At 61.6% G+C, this 20976-nt stretch carries 18 protein-coding genes; 7 read left to right on the top strand and 11 right to left on the bottom strand.

Annotated features, from left to right (window positions below; all coding sequences use genetic code 11):
* The first annotated feature begins 4 nt into the window (after window positions 1-4).
* From JNB85_RS06890 to JNB85_RS06875, 4 genes are all read left to right on the top strand, one after another.
* Window positions 5-1483 (top strand): TadA family conjugal transfer-associated ATPase, encoded by a 1479-nt coding sequence (locus JNB85_RS06890; protein ID WP_220333601.1) that lies wholly within the window; start codon window positions 5-7, stop codon window positions 1481-1483.
* A gap of 1 nt (window position 1484) precedes the next feature.
* A complete protein-coding gene (locus tag JNB85_RS06885) occupies window positions 1485-2492 on the top strand; it encodes a type II secretion system F family protein (protein ID WP_220333600.1) in 1008 nt (335 codons plus the stop codon).
* Between the two features lie 15 nt (window positions 2493-2507).
* The gene (locus JNB85_RS06880; RefSeq protein ID WP_220333599.1) at window positions 2508-3491 is read left to right on the top strand and encodes a type II secretion system F family protein; all 984 of its coding nucleotides are present in this window, start codon (window positions 2508-2510) and stop codon (window positions 3489-3491) included.
* A 136-nt stretch (window positions 3492-3627) separates the two neighbouring features.
* A complete protein-coding gene (locus JNB85_RS06875; protein WP_220333598.1) occupies window positions 3628-4260 on the top strand; it encodes a LysE family translocator in 633 nt (210 codons plus the stop codon).
* Between the two features lies 1 nt (window position 4261).
* Here JNB85_RS06875 and JNB85_RS06870 read toward each other — a convergent pair whose 3' ends face one another.
* Window positions 4262-5095 carry a tetratricopeptide repeat protein gene (locus JNB85_RS06870; RefSeq protein ID WP_220333597.1) on the bottom strand — a complete coding sequence of 278 codons (834 nt, stop codon included), beginning with the start codon at window positions 5093-5095 and terminating at the stop codon, window positions 4262-4264.
* A 139-nt stretch (window positions 5096-5234) separates the two neighbouring features.
* On the opposite strand from JNB85_RS06870, the gene JNB85_RS06865 reads away from it, so the two are divergent.
* The 3 genes from JNB85_RS06865 (at window position 5235) to JNB85_RS06855 (ending at window position 7999) form a co-directional block, all read left to right on the top strand.
* Window positions 5235-6626, top strand: coding sequence for a leucyl aminopeptidase family protein (locus JNB85_RS06865; RefSeq protein WP_220333596.1), 1392 nt, complete (start codon window positions 5235-5237; stop codon window positions 6624-6626).
* Between the two features lie 113 nt (window positions 6627-6739).
* Window positions 6740-7090: a MarR family transcriptional regulator gene (locus JNB85_RS06860; protein ID WP_183745749.1), complete on the top strand. Its 351-nt coding sequence runs from the start codon at window positions 6740-6742 to the stop codon at window positions 7088-7090.
* Between the two features lie 54 nt (window positions 7091-7144).
* Window positions 7145-7999, top strand: coding sequence for a C40 family peptidase (locus JNB85_RS06855; protein ID WP_220333595.1), 855 nt, complete (start codon window positions 7145-7147; stop codon window positions 7997-7999).
* A 15-nt stretch (window positions 8000-8014) separates the two neighbouring features.
* Here JNB85_RS06855 and JNB85_RS06850 read toward each other — a convergent pair whose 3' ends face one another.
* The 10 genes from JNB85_RS06850 to JNB85_RS06805 all read right to left on the bottom strand — a co-directional run bounded on the left by JNB85_RS06850 (window position 8015) and on the right by JNB85_RS06805 (window position 20941).
* Window positions 8015-9403, bottom strand: a complete 1389-nt coding sequence (locus JNB85_RS06850) for an amidase (protein ID WP_220333594.1) — start codon at window positions 9401-9403, stop codon at window positions 8015-8017.
* A gap of 36 nt (window positions 9404-9439) precedes the next feature.
* Window positions 9440-10303, bottom strand: a complete 864-nt coding sequence (locus tag JNB85_RS06845; protein WP_220333741.1) for an ABC transporter permease — start codon at window positions 10301-10303, stop codon at window positions 9440-9442.
* Window positions 10303-11250, bottom strand: a complete 948-nt coding sequence (locus tag JNB85_RS06840) for an ABC transporter permease (protein ID WP_220333593.1) — start codon at window positions 11248-11250, stop codon at window positions 10303-10305. Before JNB85_RS06840 ends, JNB85_RS06845 begins: the two co-directional genes overlap by 1 nt.
* A 42-nt stretch (window positions 11251-11292) precedes the next feature.
* A complete protein-coding gene (locus JNB85_RS06835; RefSeq protein WP_220333592.1) occupies window positions 11293-12822 on the bottom strand; it encodes an ABC transporter substrate-binding protein in 1530 nt (509 codons plus the stop codon).
* A 144-nt stretch (window positions 12823-12966) separates the two neighbouring features.
* Complete coding sequence (locus tag JNB85_RS06830) at window positions 12967-13887, bottom strand: LysR family transcriptional regulator (protein WP_220333591.1); 921 nt, start codon at window positions 13885-13887, stop codon at window positions 12967-12969.
* 46 nt (window positions 13888-13933) lie between these two features.
* Window positions 13934-14929: a P1 family peptidase gene (locus JNB85_RS06825; RefSeq protein ID WP_220333590.1), complete on the bottom strand. Its 996-nt coding sequence runs from the start codon at window positions 14927-14929 to the stop codon at window positions 13934-13936.
* Window positions 14930-15068: 139 nt separating this feature from the next.
* Window positions 15069-15263 carry a hypothetical protein gene (locus JNB85_RS06820; RefSeq protein ID WP_220333589.1) on the bottom strand — a complete coding sequence of 65 codons (195 nt, stop codon included), beginning with the start codon at window positions 15261-15263 and terminating at the stop codon, window positions 15069-15071.
* A 523-nt stretch (window positions 15264-15786) separates the two neighbouring features.
* The gene (locus JNB85_RS06815) at window positions 15787-18714 is read right to left on the bottom strand and encodes an aminotransferase (protein ID WP_220333588.1); all 2928 of its coding nucleotides are present in this window, start codon (window positions 18712-18714) and stop codon (window positions 15787-15789) included.
* Between the two features lie 113 nt (window positions 18715-18827).
* On the bottom strand, window positions 18828-19712 hold the full coding sequence (purU, locus tag JNB85_RS06810) for a formyltetrahydrofolate deformylase (protein WP_183823552.1): 885 nt from the start codon (window positions 19710-19712) through the stop codon (window positions 18828-18830).
* 212 nt (window positions 19713-19924) lie between these two features.
* Window positions 19925-20941, bottom strand: a complete 1017-nt coding sequence (locus JNB85_RS06805; RefSeq protein ID WP_220333587.1) for an acyltransferase family protein — start codon at window positions 20939-20941, stop codon at window positions 19925-19927.
* Window positions 20942-20976: the final 35 nt, after the last annotated feature.

Below are 20976 nucleotides of genomic sequence, written 5' to 3'. Positions count from 1 at the left end.
ATCGATGTTCGGAAAACGCGGAAATGAAGGTTTCGGAAAGGCCGGTGCCGGCGGTATCGCCGCCCCTGCGCCGCCGATGCCGGCTGCCGTTGCACCCGCCTCATCCGGTCCCGCGGTGCTTGTCGAGCCTTCGCGCGAGCCTGTCCGCCAGGTGCCGCCGCCGATGCAGACGCCGCAGCGCAAGCGCCCCGCCCGCACGGACGAATATTACGATACCAAGGCGCAGGTCTTTTCCGCGCTGATCGATACGATCGACCTCTCGCAGCTGTCCAAGCTGGACGGCGAAAGCGCGCGTGAGGAAATCCGCGATATCGTCAACGATATCATCACCATCAAGAATTTCGCGATGTCGATCTCCGAGCAGGAGGAACTGCTCGAGGATATCTGCAACGACGTCTTGGGCTATGGTCCGCTCGAGCCGCTTTTGGCGCGCGACGACATTGCCGATATCATGGTCAACGGTGCCGGCCAGACCTTCATCGAAGTCGGCGGCAAGACGATCGAATCCGAAATCCGCTTTCGCGACAATTCGCAGCTTCTGTCGATCTGCCAGCGCATCGTCAGCCAGGTCGGCCGCCGTGTCGACGAATCAAGCCCGATCTGCGACGCGCGCCTGCCCGACGGCTCGCGCGTCAACGTCATCGCGCCGCCGCTTGCCATCGATGGCCCGGCGCTCACCATCCGAAAATTCAAGAAGGACAAGCTGACGCTCGATCAGCTCGTGCGCTTCGGCGCCATCACGCCGGAAGGGGCGACGGTGCTGCAGATCATCGGCCGCGTCCGCTGCAACATCATCATCTCCGGCGGTACGGGCTCGGGAAAAACGACGCTTCTGAACTGCCTGACGAACTATATCGACCGCGACGAACGCGTCATCACCTGCGAAGATACGGCCGAACTGCAGCTCCAGCAGCCGCATGTCGTGCGCCTCGAAACACGCCCGCCGAACATTGAAGGCGAGGGCGAGATCACCATGCGCGACCTCGTCAAGAACTGCCTGCGCATGCGTCCCGAACGGATCATCGTCGGCGAAGTGCGCGGACCGGAGGTTTTCGACCTCCTGCAAGCCATGAATACCGGCCACGACGGCTCCATGGGCACGATCCACGCCAACAACCCCCGTGAATGCCTGAGCCGTATGGAATCCATGATCGCCATGGGTGGCTTCAGCTTGCCGGCCAAGACCGTGCGCGAGATCATCGCCTCCTCGATCGACGTCATCATTCAGGCGCAGCGCCTGCGCGACGGTTCGCGCCGCATCACCCAGATCACCGAGGTGGTCGGCATGGAAGGTGACGTCATCATCACTCAGGACCTGATGCGTTACGAGATCGAAGGCGAGGACGCGAGCGGCCGCCTGATTGGCCGTCACATGTCGACAGGTATCGGCAAGCCGCATTTCTGGGATCGCGCCCGCTATTACAACGAAGAAAAACGCCTCGCCGCCGCGCTCGACGAGATGGAATCGAAAACGAAGGATTGAGATGTTCGGCATCGATCCGACAGTGCTGGCAATTATCGTTCTCGCAGCCGTTGCGGCGGCCGCGGCAAGCTATGCCCTGTTGTTCTCGCGTATCGAGCGCGACAAGAAATCGGCAAGCCGCATCAACCGCGTAAAGTCGGCGGAAGTCGATCGCACCAAGGTCAAGGCTGCTCGCGACCGTGTGCAGGAACTGTCGAAGCGCCGCAAATCGGTGCAGGACAGCCTGAAGGATCTCGAAAAGCGGCAGCACGAGAAGACCAAGAAGACATTATCGCTGAAATCCCGCCTGGCGCAGGCCGGACTGCCGATCACGCCCGCCCGCTTCTATCTTTTCAGCGCGCTCTTTGCATTCATGCTGCTGGTCTTGCTTCTCATCGCCGGCGCATCGCTGCCGTTTGTGCTGGGTATTCCCCTGGCCGCAGGCCTTGGTCTGCCACGCTGGGTGCTCGGCTTCCTCGTCTCGCGCCGCCAAAACAAGTTCCTCGAGGAATTTCCGAATGCGCTCGACGTCATCGTCCGCTCCATCCGTTCCGGCCTCCCGCTGAACGATGCGATCCGCCTCGTTGCGACCGAAGGGGTCGAGCCGGTCAAGAGCGAATTCCGCCGTATCGTCGAATCGCAGCAGGTCGGTCTCAGCATACCCGAAGCCTGTGCCCGAATGACCAATCAGATGCCGCTGCAGGAAGTCAATTTCTTCGCGATCGTCATCGCCATCCAGTCGCAGGCCGGCGGCAACCTGTCTGAAGCGATCGGCAACCTTTCCAAAGTGCTGCGCGACCGCAAGAAGATGAAGGCCAAAGTCAAGGCACTGTCGATGGAAGCCAAGGCATCTGCCGTCATCATTGGCGCCCTTCCATTCATCGTCGCCACGCTCGTTTACCTGACGTCGCCGCAATATATGATGATCCTGTTCACCGATCCGCGCGGCCATTTCATCATGGGCTTTTCCGCGGTCTGGATGTCGATCGGCATCTTCGTGATGCGCAACATGATCAACTTCGATATCTAGCGGGAGCAACGCAACATGTCGCAGGAACTCGCCGCAACATTGACAGATCCTGCCACCATCGTGGCGGTGCTCGTCGCCATCGCCGTCTTCGCCACCTTCTATACGCTTGCCGTTCCTTTTTTTGAGCGCGGCGACCTCAACAAGCGCATGAAGGCAGTCTCGACCGAGCGCGAGCAAATTCGCGCCCGCGAGCGCGCCCGCCTGAATGCCGATACCGGCAGCAGGGCCACGCTTAGAAACCAGAACAGCAGGCCTGTCCGCCAGATCGTCGAGCGTTTCAACCTGCGCAAGGCACTCGTCGACGACAACACGATGAACAAGCTGCGCGCCGCTGGTTTTCGCTCCGAAAACGCGTTGAACACCTTCCTCGTCGCGCGCTTTCTTCTGCCGTTTCTCTTCCTGGCCGTTGCCGCATTCTGGATGTTCGGCCTCGGCAACCTTGTCGACAAGGGCCTGCCGATACGGATCTTCATCGTCATCGGCATCGCCTATATCGGCTTCTATGCACCGAACATCTATATCTCCAACCGTATGGGCAAGCGTCAGTTGTCCATCAAGCGCGCCTGGCCGGACGCGCTGGACATGATGCTGATCTGCGTGGAATCGGGCATTTCCATCGAAGCGGCCATGCGCCGCGTCTCCGAAGAGCTCGGCGAACAATCGCCGCCGCTTGCCGAAGAGATGGTGCTGACGACTGCAGAGCTTTCCTTCCTGCCGGATCGCCGCGTCGCGCTCGACAACCTCGCAGCCCGCACCCAGATCGATCTCGTCCGCTCTGTCACCCAGGCGCTCATTCAGGCAGACCGTTACGGCACGCCGGTTGCGACAGCACTGCGCGTGCTTGCACAGGAAGGCCGCGACGAACGCATGAACGACGCGGAAAAGAAGGCCGCCGCCCTGCCGCCCAAGCTGACCGTGCCGATGATCCTCTTCTTCCTGCCGGTCCTGGTCGCCGTCATTCTCGGCCCCGCCGGCATCCAGGTCGCCGACAGGTTCTGACGCTTGCCGCTGTTGAGGAATCCGGTTAGCGTGCAGCCCGCGTAACTGGCGAATGAGATGGGCCGCCATCGGGAAGCACGGACTTCCTGCCGTTCAAGTGGCCAATCTTCGATCGACGTAAAAACGGGGCTTTGCCATGTCTTCTCTCGGCATCTTTATCAGCATCATCAGCGCTTTGACGATCGGCGCCATGAGTCCCGGTCCGAGTTTCGTCGTCGTCTCGCGGATCGCGATTTCCCGCTCTCGCTTTGACGGGCTTGCCGCGGCACTCGGCATGGGCATGGGAGGCGTGACCTTCGCTATTCTCGCGCTTGCCGGCTTGACGGCGCTGCTCTCGCAATTCGAGTGGCTCTATCTGGTGTTGAAGATCGCAGGCGGCGCCTACCTGATTTATATCGCCTTGGCGATTTGGAAGGGCGCGAGCGAGCCGCTTGCACTGTCGGGCGATGTCGCCGGTAAGAGCATGCCGGCGCGCAGTTTTACCGCTGCTCTGCTGACGCAGTTGAGCAATCCGAAGGCGATCGTTGTCTATGCCAGCATCTTTGCGGCGCTGCTTCCCAAGACCGTGCCGACAGAGCTTTTGCTGGCATTGCCGGTCGGCGTCTTCCTGGTGGAGGCGGGATGGTACGCGATTGTCGCGCTCGCTTTTTCGGCTCGGCGTCCACGCAAGGTTTATATTGCCGCCAAGGTCTGGATCGACAGGGCCGCAGGCGCGGTCATGGCTGGTCTCGGCCTTCGTCTCATCCTGTCCGGATTGAACGGCAAATAACTCAGTTGGTATTGCCGGCGATAGATGGCGTCGCGTCTTTTGCCGCCAGCTTCTGCCAGGAATTCTGTTGGGAAAGCATGCCGCGCAAATAGGCGACGTTGGCATCGGCCTGTTGCGGCGAAAGCTCACGCCGCGCAATCTGCTCGGCCTCGGGAAAACGACCCTGCAGACCGACGACGAGAGCGAGGTTCTGGCGCACGCGGCTGTCGGCGGAAGGCTGGCTTGCCGCCGAGCGAAGATAGGTTTCCGCCGTGCGCAGATCGCCCGTCAGAAGATAGGACATGCCGAGGTTGGAAAGGACCGATGGCTCGTTCGGCTGAATATCGAGCGCATCGCGGTAACGCTGGCGTGCATCGTTCGGCTTGCCCATCTGATCGAGGATTGCGCCTTCCGCGGAGATCAGCCGCCAGTCGGGTCGATCGGGCGTCTGTGCCCTGCCGATCGTATTCAGTGCCTGCTGAAGTTGCCCCGCGGCGGCCTGCGCCTTGCCGTAGGCGGCAAGCACGTTTCGGTCGCCGGGGTTGGCGATCGCCACCTGCTGCATGACGGCAAGCGCTTGCGCATCGCGTCCGTTCATGCGCAGCAGGTTGGCATACTTTACGCCGTTGACGGGATCGCGCGGGTTCTTCTCATAGGCTTGGCCGACGCGGTCGATGGCAGCCCGCAATTCGCCGGCATCCATCTGCTCGACCGGCCTGTCGAATTTCGGGATCGAACCGGTCGTCATCCGGTCCTTGGATGTCGTCGAGCAGCCGCTGAGGGCGAGCATGGCGAGAAGAGCCGCGGTTCCCTGAAAAACACGCTTCTTAAAAGGGGTAGAGGCCGAGACGGGCATTGCGCGTTCCTGAATGAAATCAGCGCCTGACCTCAAAGCGGAACAGGGAAAGGTTTTGACGCAATCTTCACTCCAGCAATAGTCTGTTAACCCTAACAGACCGTTAAGAAGTGATTCTGCCCCGCCTCTAAGGACAAACATGGCCCCCTTCCAGTTCATCGAGCGACCGACGCCTTTCAACACCAAGGGCGGGTCGACGCTGCCGATCTTCGCTGTCACGCCCGCCCATATCGAGACCGGAACGATCGATCCGATCGCCTTGGATTGGGCGCGCAAAGCCGGCTACAAGGCGGAGAGCGGTTCGCTGCTTCTGATCCCGACGGCTGAGGGTCACCTCGGCGGCGCGCTCTTCGGTCTCGGCACCAATCCGTCGGAACAGCCCTACATCACCGGCAAGCTCGCCCGCACGCTTCCGGCCGGCGACTGGCACATTGAGACTGCCCCGCTGACAGCCAATCGCCTGGCGCTCGGCTTCGGCCTCGGCAGCTACCGCTTCGACCGTTACAAGTCTGAAAAATCCCCCGCCGCGACGCTGATGATCCCGCGCGATGCTGACGGCAGCGAGATCAAGCGCCAGCTCGCCGGCGTTTTCCTCGCTCGCGACCTCATCAACACGCCGACCAACGATATGGGACCGGAACAGCTCGAAGCCGCTTTCCGTGATCTCGCCGCCCACTACAAGGCAGAGATGTCTGTCATCATTGGCGACGACCTGCTCAAGGAGAACTTCCCGCTGGTGCACACGGTCGGCCGCGCCAGTGCCGATGCGCCGCGCCTGCTGGAACTGCGCTGGGGCAAGAAGGGCCACCGCAAGGTTACACTGGTCGGCAAGGGCGTCTGCTTCGATACAGGCGGCCTCGACATCAAGCCGGCTTCCTCCATGCTGTTGATGAAGAAGGACATGGGAGGTGCTGCAAATGTCATGGGCCTGGCGCTCATGATCATGGATGCCAAGCTGAAGGTGGATCTGCGCGTCATCGTCCCCGTCGTCGAAAACTCCATCTCGTCGAATGCTTTCCGCCCCGGCGACATCTACAAGAGCCGCAAGGGGCTGACGGTCCAGATCGACAATACCGATGCCGAAGGCCGCCTGATCCTGGCCGATGCGCTCGCCTATGCCGACGAAGAAGAGCCGGATCTGCTGATCGACATGGCGACCCTGACGGGTGCCGCCCGCGTCGCTCTCGGCCCCGATCTGCCGCCCTTCTTCACCGATGACGCCAACCTTGCCCACGACTTGGCGGAGGCGAGCCTCGAGACGGACGATCCGCTCTGGCGGCTGCCGCTTTACCCCGGCTACGAAAAGGACATCCGCGCCAAGTTCGCCGATATCACCAACGCTCCGGCTGGCGGCATGGCAGGCGCCATCACCGCAGCACTCTTCCTGAAGCGCTTCGTCGGCAAGGCGAAAAGCTGGGCGCATTTCGATATCTACGGCTGGGCGCCGAACGAACGTGCACACTCGCCGGGCGGCGGCGAGGCGCAGGCGATCCGTGCGCTCTACCACCATATCCGCCACAGTACCCGCTGAGCGATCGTTAGAATTTTATTCACCTTGCGAGGCGGCATTCCGTGCCGCCTCTTGCTTGCGCGCCGTAACTACGGAAAATGAAAACGTCAGCGTAACGATTTCCGGAGGGGGCCGTGCCGATTGAACTGACCGCCTCGCAGGCGCTTGGCCTCTGGCACGGCGTGGCGCTCGACCAGGTCCGTCACGACAACAGAGATTTGACGTTGCGCCAGATGGCGATCCTGCTGCATATCTATCTGGTGCCGCCGCCGCATACCGTGCGCGGACTGGCCGCGACGCTGAACGTGACGAAGCCGGTCATTACCCGGGCGCTGGATACGATGGGGGAAATGGGCCTCGTCGATCGCGTTCGCGACGATGACGACCGGCGCAACGTCATCATTAAGCGCACCGTCGGCGGCGCGCTTTATCTCGAAAAGCTCGGCGACCTCGTGCGCGAGCAGGGCCGTAAGCTTCCGGTCTGAAAGCCCCCGGACTGAAAGGCCCCGACTGAAGGGCCCCCGACTGAAAGGAATGTCATGACGATGCTCGACCGCCGCCTCCACGCCTATCGCCCGGATCTCGCGGAAGCCGGCCTTGAGGGCAAGGTCGAAGCGACGCGCTTTGTGAGCGGCACGCCGGCCCGTATCTGCATCCCGGTCGTCCCCTTGCGCTCTCAACCGGATTTTGCCCGCGGCATCGATACGGAACTGCTTTATGGCGAGGATGTCACGATATTCGATCGCGCCGACGGCTGGTGCTGGGTCAAGGCCGCATCCGATGGCTATGTCGGCTACCTGCCCGAGGACGCAATTGCAGAAGCGGCTGCGGCTCCGACCCACATCGTCGTCCCGCAGCGCACTTTTCTCTATCCGGAACCGGAATTGCGCAAGCCGTATAAGACAGTGCTGTCGATGGGCAGCCGGGTCCATATTGCCGGCGAAGCGGAAGCGCGCGGCAATCACTATCTGGTGCTCGATGATGGCACCGCGATCTTCTCCAAGCATCTGCAGCCGCTTGGAGCGCTGGACGGTCAGGACTATGTCGATATCGCCGCCCGCTTTTTGGAGACTCCCTATCTCTGGGGCGGGCGCTCCGGCCTCGGCATCGATTGCTCTGGCCTCGTCCAGCTTGCCCTGCAGATGACCGGGAGAAGCGCGCCGCGCGATACCGACATGCAGGCGACTGGCCTCGGTGAACCGATCGAGCGCTCGGATGCGCGCCGGGGCGACTTGGTCTTCTGGAAGGGGCATGTCGCCATTTTCGAAGATCCCGAGACCATCATCCATGCCAACGGCCATACGATGACCGTCGCGCGCGAGAATTTCGAGGCCGCCGTCAAGCGCATCGGCTGGCTCTACGAGCAGCCGACCGGCTATCGCCGCTCGTTCTGACGCTGCCTGCGATCGTCAGGCCGATGGCGGCTTCGGCCAGTCTTTCACGCCGCCCGTCCAGTCTTCGAAGGCTTTCGAGAGCCTGAGAACTCGCATGTCGTCGAAGCGCGGTCCGACGATCTGCAAGCCGATCGGCATGCCCTTCGAGAAACCGCAATTGATGGAGGAGGCCGGCTGCTCCGACATGTTCCACGGCACCGTGAAGGCGATATGTTCGAAGGGCAGCGTCGGATCGTTGGTCGGAGAGGCCCATTCGGCCGGATAGGAGACGATCGGATTGGTCGGCGACAGCACTGCATCGACCTCGGTGAACAGCCGGCCGCAGGTCTTGCGCATCTCGATCGTCTGATTGAAGCCTTTGACGGCATCCACGCCGCTGATATCGGCACCGCCCTTCGCCCATTCGTAAATATAGGGAAGGATGCTGTCGCGGCGTTCGTCGCTCAGCCCGGCAATGTCGCCCCAGAAACGCGCGCGCCAGAAAGCGTCGAGCCCGTCCAGCATGGCGCGCGTCAGTACCGGCCCGGCCGGAATGATCTTGGCGCCGGCCTTCTCGAAGAGTTTCGCCGCATCTTCGACCGCGACCTTCACGTCCGCATCGACGGCCAGGCCGCAGCCGGCATCCAGCATCAGTCCGATCCGCATGCCGCTGAGATCGATATCGAGATCCATCCAGTCGAAATCGTTGGGCGGCAGGCTGGTGCCGTCGCGCCAATCGGGACGGGAAAGGGTCGCCATCGAATAGGCGGCATCCTCCACCGTGCGGGTCATCGGTCCCGCACAGCGGCCGACATAATAAGGATCGACCGGAATGCGCCCGTGGCTCGGCTTGAAGCCGAAGACGCCCGTCCAGCCCGCCGGCAGTCGTACGGAGCCGCCAATATCCGTACCGACATGCAGCGGCCCGTAGCCGGCAGCGGCAGCTGCCGAAGCCCCGGCGCTCGAACCGCCGGGGTTCTGCGTGATGTCCCAGGGATTGCGGCTCAGGTGATGGAAGCTCGAAAGCCCCGACGACAGCATCCCGTAGTCGGGGCAGGTCGTTTTGGCGAAGATGATTGCACCATCCTCCCGCAGACGAGCCGCCGCCGGCGCATCGGCTTCCGCAGGCTTCAGCTCGACTGCCTTCGTGCCGAGCGGCACCGGCTGGCCCTTCGTAGCGATCAGCTCTTTCAGCGTGACCGGAATGCCATCCAGCGGACCGAGGGTTTCGCCCTTCATCCAGCGCTCGGTCGAGGCCTTCGCCTGCCTGCGCGCTGCCTGCGGATCGTAGAGATAAAGTGCTGCGATCGAAGGTTCCCAGGCCTCGATATGTTTTTCGAGGACAAGCCAATATTCGAGCGGCGAGAGGCTTTTGTCAGCAAAACGCCGCCTGAGTTCGCGGATGGTGAAATCGGTATCTAGCATGGTCTGGTCTTTCGGGCATTTTGTCTTGGGAGGACATCAGCGGCTCGCTTCGCGCGGGTCGAAGAGGTCGCGCAGCCCGTCGCCCAGCATGTTGAAGCCGAAGACGGTGAGGGCTATGGCGAGGCCGGGCAGGATTGCCAGCCACGGAGCAAGCGAAAGGAAGGTCTGGGCGTCTGCCAGCATGCGTCCCCAGGTCGGCGCCGGCGGCGCCATGCCGAGACCGAGGAAGGAAAGACCGGCTTCGGTCAGGATCGCAAGACCGAGCTGGATCGCCGCATGCACGATGATCTGGCTCACGATGTTCGGCAGCACGTGGCGGACCGAGATCGTGAAACGGCTGTTGCCGATCGCCTGCGCCGCCAGAACATAGTCGCGGCTCCACGCCTGCAAGGAGGTGGCGAGCGTCACGCGTGCAAAGACCGGCACCATGAAGACGGCGATTGCCGTGATGGCCGTAAAGCGCCCCGGCCCGAGAAAGGCGCCGAGGATCATGGCAGAAAGGATCGGCGGCAGGGCGAAGATCACGTCGCAGGCGCGCATCAGCAGTGTCTCGTAGGGGCCGCGGATCGCAGCCGCGGAAATGCCGGCGATCGAGCCAAGCGTTCCGCCGATGGCGACCGCGCTGACAGCGATCGACAGTGAATTCCAGCACCCGACCATCAGCATGGAGAGCACGTCGCGGCCGAATTGGTCCGTGCCGAGCAGGCCGAAGGCGAGCGGCGGCTGCAGCTTGTGAATGATCTGCATCTTGGCCGGCGGCAGCGGTGTCCAGAAGAGCGATAAAAGGGCAATAGCGGCCAAGACGCCGATGACGATGATGCCGGTGATAAGATTCTTTCGCCGACTAAGTCCGAAGCTTCGGCGCCGTGGAAAGATGGCGGAGGAGACGATGGGAGCCATCATGCCGCCTTTCGCATGCGCGGGTCGATCGCGAGATAGGAGAGATCGACGATGAAGTTCATGACGATGACGAGTCCCGCGAAGAACAGCACGACATCCTGCATGACAATGATGTCGCGCTGGGAGAGCGCCTGAAAGGCAAGCCGCCCGAGGCCGGGAAGGTTGAAGACGTTTTCGACCAGCACTGCGCCGGCGACGAGAAAAGTGAACTGCAGCCCGAGGATGGTCAGGATCGGCACCAGTGCGTTCGGCACGATATGCCGCCAGAGCACTGTGCTGCGTGACAGCCCCTTTGCGACGGCCGTGCGGGCGAAATCCTCATGCATCGTGTCGAGCACGGCGGATCGCGCCACGCGGGTCAGCACGCCGGCCTGCGGCAGGGCCAGCGCCACGGCCGGCATCACCAGCGCCTGCAATGCCGGCAGAGGCCCGGCGTCCCATCCCGGAAAGCCGCCTGCCGGCATCAACCCGAGTGTCGTGGAAAACAGGATGATGAGCAGCAGCGCCACCCAGAACGCTGGCACGGCGATGCTCACCTGCGAGAAGACGGTGGCGATTGCATCCACGATACCGCCGCGGCGCGCCGCTGCCAGCACACCGAGCGGCAAGGCGATCAGCACGGAAAGCACGACCGCCATCAGCGCGAGCGGCAGCGTCACGGCCAGACGTTCGACAATCAGCCCGGCGACCGGGACGCCGTAGGTATAGGATTGTCCGAGATTGCCGGAGAAGACGCCGGTGAGCCATTGGCCGTAGCGCAGGATGAGCGGCTGGTCGAGACCGAGCTCGTGCCGCAGCGCCGCCAGCGTTTCGGGACTGGCGGAAGTGCCGAGCATGATCGAAGCGGGATCGCCCGGCAGCAGATCCATGACGGCGAAGATCACCAGCGATACGACGAGGAGACTGATGACGAGGCCGGCGAGGCGGCGGGAAAGCAGCGCGATCATATCGTCTTCATCACCCTGTCAGCCGCCGCCCGCATCGGATATCTACTCTTCCCAGGAGACGTTGCGGAGAACGTTGGAAGGGATCGGCTCGTTCTCCCACAATCCCCTCAGTTTCTTGTCCCAGACACCGAGCTTGGGCATGACGAAAAGGTAGAGCGCCGGCACGTCCTCGGCGAGGATCTTTTGGGCTTCGCCGTAGATCTTGGCCTGCTCGGCCGGATCGGTCGTCTCCTGCACCTTCTTCATCAGCTCGTTGAAGGCGGGGTTCTTGTAGTTGAAGTAATAGGGGTCACGCGAATAGATATCGATGTCCATCGGTTCGGCATGGGCGACAATGGTCATGTCGTAATCGCGGCCGGTCATCACATCCTTCACCCACTTCGCCGGAAATTCCGTGGGCTCGATATTCATCGTCACGCCGATCTCGGCCAACATCGCCTGCATCACCTGTGCGCTGCGCGGCGCATAAGCCATCTGCGGCGATTTAATCGTGAAGGTGAAGCCGCTGGGATAGCCGGCCTCGGCAAGCAGCGCCTTTGCCTTTTCGACATTGTAGGGCAGCACGCCGGTCATATCCTGATAGCCGGGATCGTTCGGCGTGTAATGGCTGCCGATCGTGGTGCCGAGGCCGGACCAGGCGCCATCGATGACGGTCTGGCGGTCGATCGCCATCATCAGCGCCTGGCGTACGCGCTTGTCGTCGAACGGCTTTCGGGCATTGTTCATGCCGGCAACGACCTTGAGTTCGGTATTGCCGACCTTGGTCGCAAGACGCGCGTCGCCATCGAAGGAACTCATCAGTTCCGGTGCGGCAAATTCCGGAAAGGCGTCGAGATCGCCGGATTTCAGTGCCGCGGCCTGTGCCTGCGGATCGTTGATGAAGCGGAAGGTGACCTTGTCGAGTTTGGCAGCGCCGTCCCTGTTCCAGTAGTCGGCATTCTTGACGAGTTCCACATGATCGCCCTTGGCCCAGGTTGAGAATTTGAACGGCCCGGTGCCGACAGGCGTCGTTTTGTCGTTATCGGCGGACTTCGGCCCGACCATGACGGAGGCCGGCCAGCCAAGCCAGTAGATCAGGCTGCCGGTCGGGTTGGAAAGATGCAGCACCAGCGTTTCGGCATTCGGCGCGTCAATGGAGGCGATCGATGCGAAGAAGCGCTTCTGCGGATTGACGGAATCCTTGCCGCGGGCGCGGTCGAGGGCAAACTTGGCGGCAGAGGAATCAAAGGCCTCGCCATCGTGGAATTTGACCCCCGTCTGCAGCTTGAACGTATAGGTCAGCCCATCGGGAGAAATCTCCCAGCTCTTGGCGAGCTGCGGCTGCACCTTGCCAGTCTCGTCGATGCTGACCAACCCTTCGAAGATGTTCTGCCAAGTCACCTGGCCGATCGCGACGGGCGCGGCGATCGTCGGGTCGAGTCCGGCAGGCTCGACGCTCATGCCGAGACTGAGTGTGGTTTTTGCGGCCTCGGCGGGCGTCTGTGCCAGCATCATGATGCCGGCGGAAAGGGCAGCGCCCACGGAGATGCGCCGCATGAGACGCGCCGATGGCGCGAGCGAAACCTTGATCATCTGTTCCCCTGTCTGGTTCCGCTGGGGCGGAATCCTTTTGCAAGTAGAGTGACATTACGCCAGTGCACACACAATGACGATTTTGTGTTTTCAGTGTAGCCGAAAAAGCTACACCGCAATTTCCGACTAATGCAAGCCGCGGCTTTACTCTTTGCTGACGGTCTTGCGATTCGAACGCTCGCGCATGAAGCGTTCAATGAAATCGAGCAGCTTGGTCGCGGCAAAGGAAAGCTGCCGGTCGGGGGCCACACAGAGATCCACATGGGTGCGGATGCTGGTCTTGCCGGCAAGCGGAATGGCGCGGAGCTGCCCGGCCTCGGTCTCGCGGCGAACGGTCAGTGCCGGCAGCAGCGTCACGGCTGCGCCGCTCAGAACCAGCTCCTTCAGCATTTCGAGCGAACTCGTCACGAACACCGGATCGAGGCTCAGTCCTTCCTTCTCGAAGAGCGCATCGAAGGCCTGACGGAAACCGAAGGATTGATCCGGCAGTGCCAGCGCGTAATCGGCCAGTTCCTTCAGGGGAACATCCGGACGCGCCGCCGCTGGATGGCTGGGAGAAGTGATAAGATCGTAGGTAATCTCCGAACGCAGCCGCACCTTGGTGCCCGACATTGGCGGCGCAAACAGGGTCACCGCAATATCGGCCTCGGCACTGTTGACGGCTTCGACTGCGGCTCGTGCGCTGGTGATCGTCACGGCAAAGCGCAGCTTCGGATACTTCAGGCTGAATTCTGCCAGTGCCGGCGCAAGCAGATTGGCAACGGTCGCACCATTCGCATAGATGTTGACCCGGCCGCGCTGCAAGCCCTTCAGGTCCTCGATCAGCTGCTGCACATGATCGAGCTCACGCAGCGTGCGACCGGCGCGAGCCGCCAAGAGCTCGCCGGCAGCCGTGAGCTTCACGCCGCGGGCGCTGCGCTCCACCAGGGGCGCGCCGAAGTGGTATTCGAGATTCTCGATCTGCCGGCTGATCGCGGTCGGTGCGACATTCAGGTTTTCGGCCGCCTGGCGCATGGAGTTGGTTCGCACCAGTTCGTCGAAATACATCAGCGCCCGAATCTGCATTCACCCGTTCTCCGCCATAAGGCAATCTTCGGAATAGTCTAAGCAGTCAGCGTGCGGCCGCATAGCGGTCGCGCCACGCCGGCAACGCGCCCGGCACCGGAAGCGCCGTCGCCTCGTAGACGCCGCGCGCGATCGCCCGCGCCATGACGACCCCGGCGAGATGGCACAATTCCATCAGGCTTGCCATGTCGTTGCGCTTGTGTTTGCCGGTGGACGCCGCAAAAATCGTATCGCCGTCGAGCGGCAGATGGGCAGGCAGCACCGCGCGCGCCAGCCCATCATGGGCGGCGACGGAAAGCCGGTGTGCTTCCGCCTTGATCAGCGACGCGTCGGTGACGATGGCGCCGATCGTCGTGGCCGTCGTGTTCACACCCTTCAGCCGCAGGCTGTGGTCCATCAGGCTGGGCAGACCGAGCCCGCCGAATTCTGCATTCCGCTCGAAGGGTGCGGCCCAAAAATGCGGGCCTTCGCCGATTGTCACAGAGCCGACGGCGTTGACGGCGACGATGGCCGCTATGCGGTGTCCGGCGCTGCTGACGGCACTGGCCGAGCCGAGCCCGCCTTTGAAGGTTGCGGTTGTCGCACCGGTGCCGGCTCCGATCGTGCCGAGACCGAAAGCGCCCTTGCGGGCCGCCTTGACGGCCTCATATCCCATCTCCCGATAGGGCGAATGCACGCCCCAATCCTTGTCGCCGCCGTTCAGCAGGTCCATCAGGATCGCCTGTGGTACGATCGGAATCCGCACCGGGCCCACTTGGAATCCGCGTCCCATCTCCCGCAATCCGGCCTGCACGCCGCCTGCCGCGTCGAGACCGAAGGCCGATCCGCCTGACAGCACGAAGGCGTCGACGGCATCGACGACCATCGAGGGGTCGAGCAACGCCGTATCGCGCCCGCCTGGCGCGCCGCCGAGCACGCTGCCGGAGGCGACTGCCGCTTCATCGAAAATGATGGCGGTGACGCCTGAACCAAGCGAGAGATCGGTTGCATGGCCGACGGAGACGCCTTCGATATCGGTAAGGAGATTGAGAAGATCGGACAAGCACGGACTCCTGTCTTGAAGGGACGCGCGCCGATAGGAAGTCAAATGCCTTCAAAAAACAAGATGGGCAAAAACAAGACCGGCCCGTTTTGCCGGGCCGGTCGGAAATCCGCTGATAGTATGGAAGCCTCCTTCTGCGTCAGGCATGAAGGGGCTTCGGGTGGCGGCGGGTCATCAGATCGTGAATGGCCAGCCTCACCTCGGCGGGCGAGCTGAAATGCTGCTCATCGAGGTCATGGACATGGAACTTGACGGCGATGAACTTCAGCCGATCTTCATCCGGAATGACGATCCCGACCGGGACGCCTGCATATTCGATAACTTCTTTTTTCATACATAGAACTCCTGCCGCGCGGATGCGCAGGCTATGGCGAATTGACTTGTCTGGTACCGTTGAAAGGAAGGACGAATGTCACATTCGACAGTTCGGGCGGGAGAGGGCGCCCGGACGGTCATTGCCAAGCACAGATCGCCCAAGGACTTTGGCGAGAATTTCGATATCAATCATGTCTCGATCCTTATGTTGGCGTTGCACTTGCATTGATCCCGGCAGAACCCGGGACCGGTTAAGGAGCATCTCTATAATCTACAAACTTAGTAGAGAATAGTCGATGACCTGTGAGAAACATATTCCGAAACATGTCAAAATCTCGACGATCCGGAAAATTTCATTCCATCACATTTGCGTTTGCAGAAAGAATTCTATCACGCCTTCGTGCAATCCGTGTGACGGTTCGAGATGCTCTCGTCATCGCCGAGGCAGACATAGGAAGTTCATTTGATTCCGGCAATGGGCAGTTCTCTAAAAATCGGAAAGCCTCGAAAAGACCGAATTGGTTAACGGCGAAAACCGCCGCCTACCAGCCTTCCCGGAGCACCTTTTCCAGCATGTCGACGAAGAAATCAGCACTTTGTTCGCTCAGGCAGAGCGGTGGCTTGATCTTCAACACATTCAGGTGATCGCCCGTCGGCTGCATGATGACCCCGAGTTCTAAGAGCCGGTCGCAGATCGACGTCGTCTCTCCGGTCGCCGGCTCCAGCGTCACTCTGTCACGCACGAATTCGAGGCCGAGATAAAGGCCCATGCCATGCACGGCGCCGACCATCGGGTAGCTGTCGATCAGTGCCGCCAGCCGCGCCTTCAAATGATCGCCCACCTCCCGGGCATTGTCCTGCAAACGCTCCTCGGCCAGCACGTCGAGGACCGTCATGCCGGCAACGCAACTGACCGGGCTGCCGCCGGCCGAGGAGAAAAAATAACCCTCCTTCTCCAGCGAGGCGGCGATCTCCTTCGTGGTGATGACGGCGCCGAGCGGGTGGCCGTTGCCCATTCCCTTGGCGATGGTGATGATATCGGGTACGACGCCTTGCTGCTCGAAGCCCCAGAAATAATGGCCGAGCCGCCCGTAGCCGACCTGCACCTCGTCGGCAATGCAGAGGCCGCCGCGCTCCCGCACCTGCCGGTAGACCTCCGTCAGATAGCCTTCGGGCAGCGGAATACCGCCGGCATTGCCATAGACCGATTCGGCGATGAAGCCAGCGAGCCCCTCTCCCTTGGCATCGATGGCCTCCAGCACCGGCATCACGCTGCCGAGATAGTCCGCAGTCGATTCCGGCCCGCGGAACTGGCCGCGATAGGTGTTGGGGGAAACGACGGCATGAACCCAGTCCGGCCTTGTCGTCAACGCCTGCGGATTGTCGGCGATCGAAGTGGAGACCGCGTCGCTTGCCACCGACCAGCCGTGATAGCCCTCCAGCAGGCAGAGCATGTTACGCTTGCCGCTATGCGCCCAGGCAAGCCGCAGCGCCAGATCGTTGGCTTCCGAGCCGCTGTTGACGAGGAACACGGCATCCAGGCCGTCAGGGGCCAGAGACGCGAGGCTCTCCGAAAATTCTGCAACGGCGGCATAGTGGAAGCGTGAATTGGTATTCAGCATCAGCCATTGCTGGCCGATCGCTTCGGCCATGCGCGGATGGCCATGGCCGAGGATCGTGACATTGTTGACCATGTCCAGATAGGCACGCCCTTCGATATCGAAGAGATGCTCCTTCCAGCCGCGCTCGATCTGCGGCGGGCGCTCGTAGTAATTCTTCTGCGGACTGGCGAAATGGGCCTGCCGCAGCTCGAGAAGCGCTGCCGTTTCAGGTTTTGGTGCATCGGCATCCGGCCCGAGGAGCACCGAAGGCGAGGGGCAGAGCGCGGACCACGCCGCGGCTTGCCGCGGCGTCGCAAAGAGCGGCGGCTCGAAGCCGGCGATGCTGCAAAGCTGCAGGCGCAACCCACCGAGTGAGGACGTCTCGCCGGAAACCGTGCCAAGCAGCTGACCGGCATCGACCTCGCTGCCATCAGCGACTGAAAGTTCGATGCCGTCGATATGCAGCTTTATATCGGCGCCTGTGAGGACCAGATGCTGGTCGTACCAAGTGATCCTACCGGGGAAGGGTGCTGCAACGATGCTGCCCGCTGCAAGGCAGATATCCGTGTGAAGGGCATAGGTCGCCTGGGCTTTCGCATGGTGCAAGCCGGCGCGGGACAGGCGATATTCGCCGTAACGCGTTGCCGCAGCCCCCGTTTCCGCCGCCGCGCGGGCAAGAAGCCGCCAGTCCATATCGGTCGCCAGCCAGTTGCCATCGGAAAAATGCGGGCTCCGTACGCCGAGATCGACATAGGCAACGGATGCAGGGTCGATTTCCGGCAGGAGCGGCTGCCAATCTGTCGTATTGATACCGGCAATATCGACACCCGCCGCTTTCAGGATGGCCGCTTCCATCAGTTCGAACGGCACGGATATCGCCGTATCGAAGATTCGCCGGTCGCCCTCCAGGTTTCCTCGGACATAGTCATTGTCAGGATCGATCGCGATCTGCTGCTCGCCGCTGGCGACGAGGATCACCGCGCGCGCCACGATAAGCGGCCAGAGTGCCTTCAGCTCGTCCTCGATCAGCGGATAAATCTCGTGATAGGCCTTCACCGCCGGCAGGATGTAAAAGGGATCGCCATCTGCCTGACGCAGCAGAGAGGCACAGGTCACGGCAAGATCGCCGACCAGCCAGCCGCGGATGATGTCGCCGAAATCGATCACTCCGTCGGGAACAGGCCGCCCATGCGCATCAGCACGACTGACGACATTGTCGCCCGTTACGTCATGATGAACCGCCTGCAGCCTCAGCGACGGCGCAAGCGGCTGGATACGACGCACGGCCATGACCATCGTCTTGGCGATCCTGTCGCGCGCGGCGCTGTCGGTGATGGAGGAAAGCAGTTGCACGGCCACAGGCCCGGCGCGGCGCAGGTCCCATTGCAGGCTGCGATCGAGACCGGGGTGGGTAAAATCGGCGAGCGCCTCGGCCAGCCGCGCGCAAAGCGCGCCGAGCGCTGCGATCGAAGTCGGCGCCAGATAGGTGCGGTGCGTCAGGCCTTCGCCTTCGAGATATTCCAGCAAACGGACCTGATAATCCTGCTCCCGCACGTTGACGAAAACGATCTCCTGCCCCTCGGTGGATGTCATCACGTTTGGAACACGCGGCGCACTCGCCTTGGCGCGCAAATGATGGATCGCCGCATTCTGCGCGTTGAGTTCCTCCGTCTCGTAGGCGGCATGGCAGATCTTCAGCACGTAGCGGCCGTCTTCCGTGTCGAGCCGGTAGTTGCGGTCCTGCTGGCTGCCGAGTTCGGACAGCGAGCCGGAAAGCCCGTAATGGGAAAGCAGAATATCCGCGGCTTCGGACGCCGTCACATCGGGGCGCGGCAGCGCCATGCGGTCCACAAGCGCTTCCTCCGTCATGGCACCCCTCCGCGGCATGATTCGACTACCTAATAGAAAGATAATCAAGCACTTGCCGACAGGCAACGGAAGATTGCGGCTGTCAGGAGTTTGGGTTGAGGCAGGCTGCCTCTCTAGCCCATACGCTCGGAAGCATAGCTTCCCGGGCTCGCGGGGAAGACGATGGTGCGGTTGCCGTTGAGGAAGACGCGGCGGTGGATATGCGCATGGATGGCGCGCGCCAGCACCTGGCTTTCGACATCGCGGCCGATCGAGACATAGTCGTCGGCGCTCTGCGCATGGGTAATGCGGGCCGTGTCCTGCTCGATAATCGGGCCTTCGTCGAGATCGGCGGTCACATAGTGTGCCGTGGCGCCGATCAGCTTCACGCCACGCTCATAGGCCTGCTTGTAGGGGTTGGCGCCCTTGAAGCTCGGCAGGAAGGAATGGTGGATGTTGATGATTCGGCCGGACATCTTCCGGCACATGGCGTCCGACAGCACCTGCATGTAGCGGGCGAGGACGACAAGTTCCGTGCCGGTCTGCTCGACGAGATCCATCAGTTGGGCCTCGGCTTGCGGCTTGTTTTCCTTCGTCACCTTGATGTGGTGGAAGGGAATGTCATGGTTGACGACGACCTTCTGATAATCGAAATGGTTGGAGACGACGCCGACGATATCGATCGGCAAGGCGCCGATCTTCCAGCGGTAGAGCAGGTCGTTGAGACAGTGGCCGAAACGGGAAACCATCAAGAGCACCTTCAGGCGCTCGCTCCCGTCATGCACTTCGGCATCCATTCCGAACTTCTCGTAGATCGGCTTGAAGCCCTCCTTGATCTCCGCAAGGGTGGCGCCCTCTTCGGAGATGAAGCTGACGCGCATGAAGAACTTGCCGGTATCGAGGTCGTCGAATTGCGAGCTGTCGATGATGTTGCAGCCCTTTTCGGCGAGATAGGTCGAAATCGCCGCAACGACGCCGCGCGTCGACTTGCAGGAGACCGTCAATACATAGTCCGTCATGTCCTCTTCCCTCTTCTCAGCCGCCGGCCGTGCTTAGATCAAAGCCGCGGCCGCGAACAGGCCGTCAAACTTTCATTTTTGCAACAAATCGCAAGGCGAACTTTGATGCCTGCGGCATTTGCTTTCATGCCGCAAGCTTATGACAGGCTGCAGGGAATTCCGTTCTGCCTGCGCCGTTCGAAATCCCGTCCTCGCCTTCCGATATTTTGAGGTCAGGTGGCTGGCCGGCCGGCAATCCGCACTTTTCTGCGCGGCGTGATGATTTCGTGAATGATCGCGCCCACGATGGAAGAGAGAACGAGGCAGAGGATCACGAAGATGACGGGCTGCTGAAGCGGGCCGATGGGAAAATGGTTGGCGATGATCCTGAGGAAGGCCAGCGTGAAGGCGTGGGTAATATAGATCTCGTAGGAGGCGTCACCGAGATAGTTGAGCCAGCCGACAAAGGGCAGTTTTGAAAAATCGATGGAAACAGCGCTATAGACGATGAAGATCGCCGGTATGCCCCAGGCATAATACCGGCCGTCGGGCCGCACCAGATCCTCGTTGATGAAGAGGAAGGCAAAGCTGACGGCAAGCAGAACCCAGGCCCATCGCTTCGGCAGCAGAAGCTTCTGACCATAGAGCCAGCCGAGCGCCACGCCGGCCAGGAATTCGAAAATGATGGGTTGGCCGTAGAATTTTGTAGCCGTCGTCTCCGGCAGCAGATGGCAGATGATCAGGATGGCTGCGAAGACACCAAACAGGGCGGGCAGGCGATAATCCTCACGGATCGGCAACAGCAGCGCGAAGACGAAATAGAAGAACATCTCGTAATTCAGCGTCCAGCCGGGCACGATGACAGGCGCAATCATTGCCGGATCGACCGGATTGATCCATGGCAGGAACAGCAGCGAAGCCATCAGATGCGGCAGATCGAAGGTTGTCGACTTGAGAAGCGACGGTGCGATGAGCGCCACAGCCGCCGAAAACAGCGTCGCCAGCCAGTAGAGCGGCACGATCCTTTTGATGCGCTTGCGGGCGAAATCGGCGGGCGTCATGCTACGCCCGCTCGTGGTCAGCCACATCACGAAGCCGCTGAGCACGAAGAAGATATCGACGCCTGTTTCGCCATAGATGAAGGAAGTCGCGTCGATGGCCGGATTGACCTTGGCAAGCTGCAGGATAGCATGGAAATAGACAACCATCAGCGCCGCGATGGCACGCAGATATTGCAGCTGGACAAGCATCTGACGTCTTGCTCCCACAGGCTCTGCGGATCGCC

The sequence above is a fragment of the Rhizobium mesosinicum genome (assembly GCF_019511345.1).
GTDB classification, from domain to species: Bacteria; Pseudomonadota; Alphaproteobacteria; order Rhizobiales; family Rhizobiaceae; genus Rhizobium; species Rhizobium mesosinicum.
This window is presented reverse-complemented; position numbering and strand designations above follow the sequence as displayed.

Coding starts and splice junctions, on each gene's coding strand:
- JNB85_RS06890 (WP_220333601.1), top strand. CDS start 5: ATGTTCGGAAAACGCGGAAATGAAGGTTTCGGAAAGGCCGGTGCCGGC.
- JNB85_RS06885 (WP_220333600.1), top strand. CDS start 1,485: ATGTTCGGCATCGATCCGACAGTGCTGGCAATTATCGTTCTCGCAGCC.
- JNB85_RS06880 (WP_220333599.1), top strand. CDS start 2,508: ATGTCGCAGGAACTCGCCGCAACATTGACAGATCCTGCCACCATCGTG.
- JNB85_RS06875 (WP_220333598.1), top strand. CDS start 3,628: ATGTCTTCTCTCGGCATCTTTATCAGCATCATCAGCGCTTTGACGATC.
- JNB85_RS06870 (WP_220333597.1), bottom strand. CDS start 5,095: ATGCCCGTCTCGGCCTCTACCCCTTTTAAGAAGCGTGTTTTTCAGGGA.
- JNB85_RS06865 (WP_220333596.1), top strand. CDS start 5,235: ATGGCCCCCTTCCAGTTCATCGAGCGACCGACGCCTTTCAACACCAAG.
- JNB85_RS06855 (WP_220333595.1), top strand. CDS start 7,145: ATGACGATGCTCGACCGCCGCCTCCACGCCTATCGCCCGGATCTCGCG.
- JNB85_RS06850 (WP_220333594.1), bottom strand. CDS start 9,403: ATGCTAGATACCGATTTCACCATCCGCGAACTCAGGCGGCGTTTTGCT.
- JNB85_RS06845 (WP_220333741.1), bottom strand. CDS start 10,303: ATGGCTCCCATCGTCTCCTCCGCCATCTTTCCACGGCGCCGAAGCTTC.
- JNB85_RS06840 (WP_220333593.1), bottom strand. CDS start 11,250: ATGATCGCGCTGCTTTCCCGCCGCCTCGCCGGCCTCGTCATCAGTCTC.
- JNB85_RS06835 (WP_220333592.1), bottom strand. CDS start 12,822: ATGATCAAGGTTTCGCTCGCGCCATCGGCGCGTCTCATGCGGCGCATC.
- JNB85_RS06830 (WP_220333591.1), bottom strand. CDS start 13,887: ATGCAGATTCGGGCGCTGATGTATTTCGACGAACTGGTGCGAACCAAC.
- JNB85_RS06820 (WP_220333589.1), bottom strand. CDS start 15,263: ATGAAAAAAGAAGTTATCGAATATGCAGGCGTCCCGGTCGGGATCGTC.
- JNB85_RS06815 (WP_220333588.1), bottom strand. CDS start 18,714: ATGACGGAGGAAGCGCTTGTGGACCGCATGGCGCTGCCGCGCCCCGAT.
- purU (WP_183823552.1), bottom strand. CDS start 19,712: ATGACGGACTATGTATTGACGGTCTCCTGCAAGTCGACGCGCGGCGTC.
- JNB85_RS06805 (WP_220333587.1), bottom strand. CDS start 20,941: ATGCTTGTCCAGCTGCAATATCTGCGTGCCATCGCGGCGCTGATGGTT.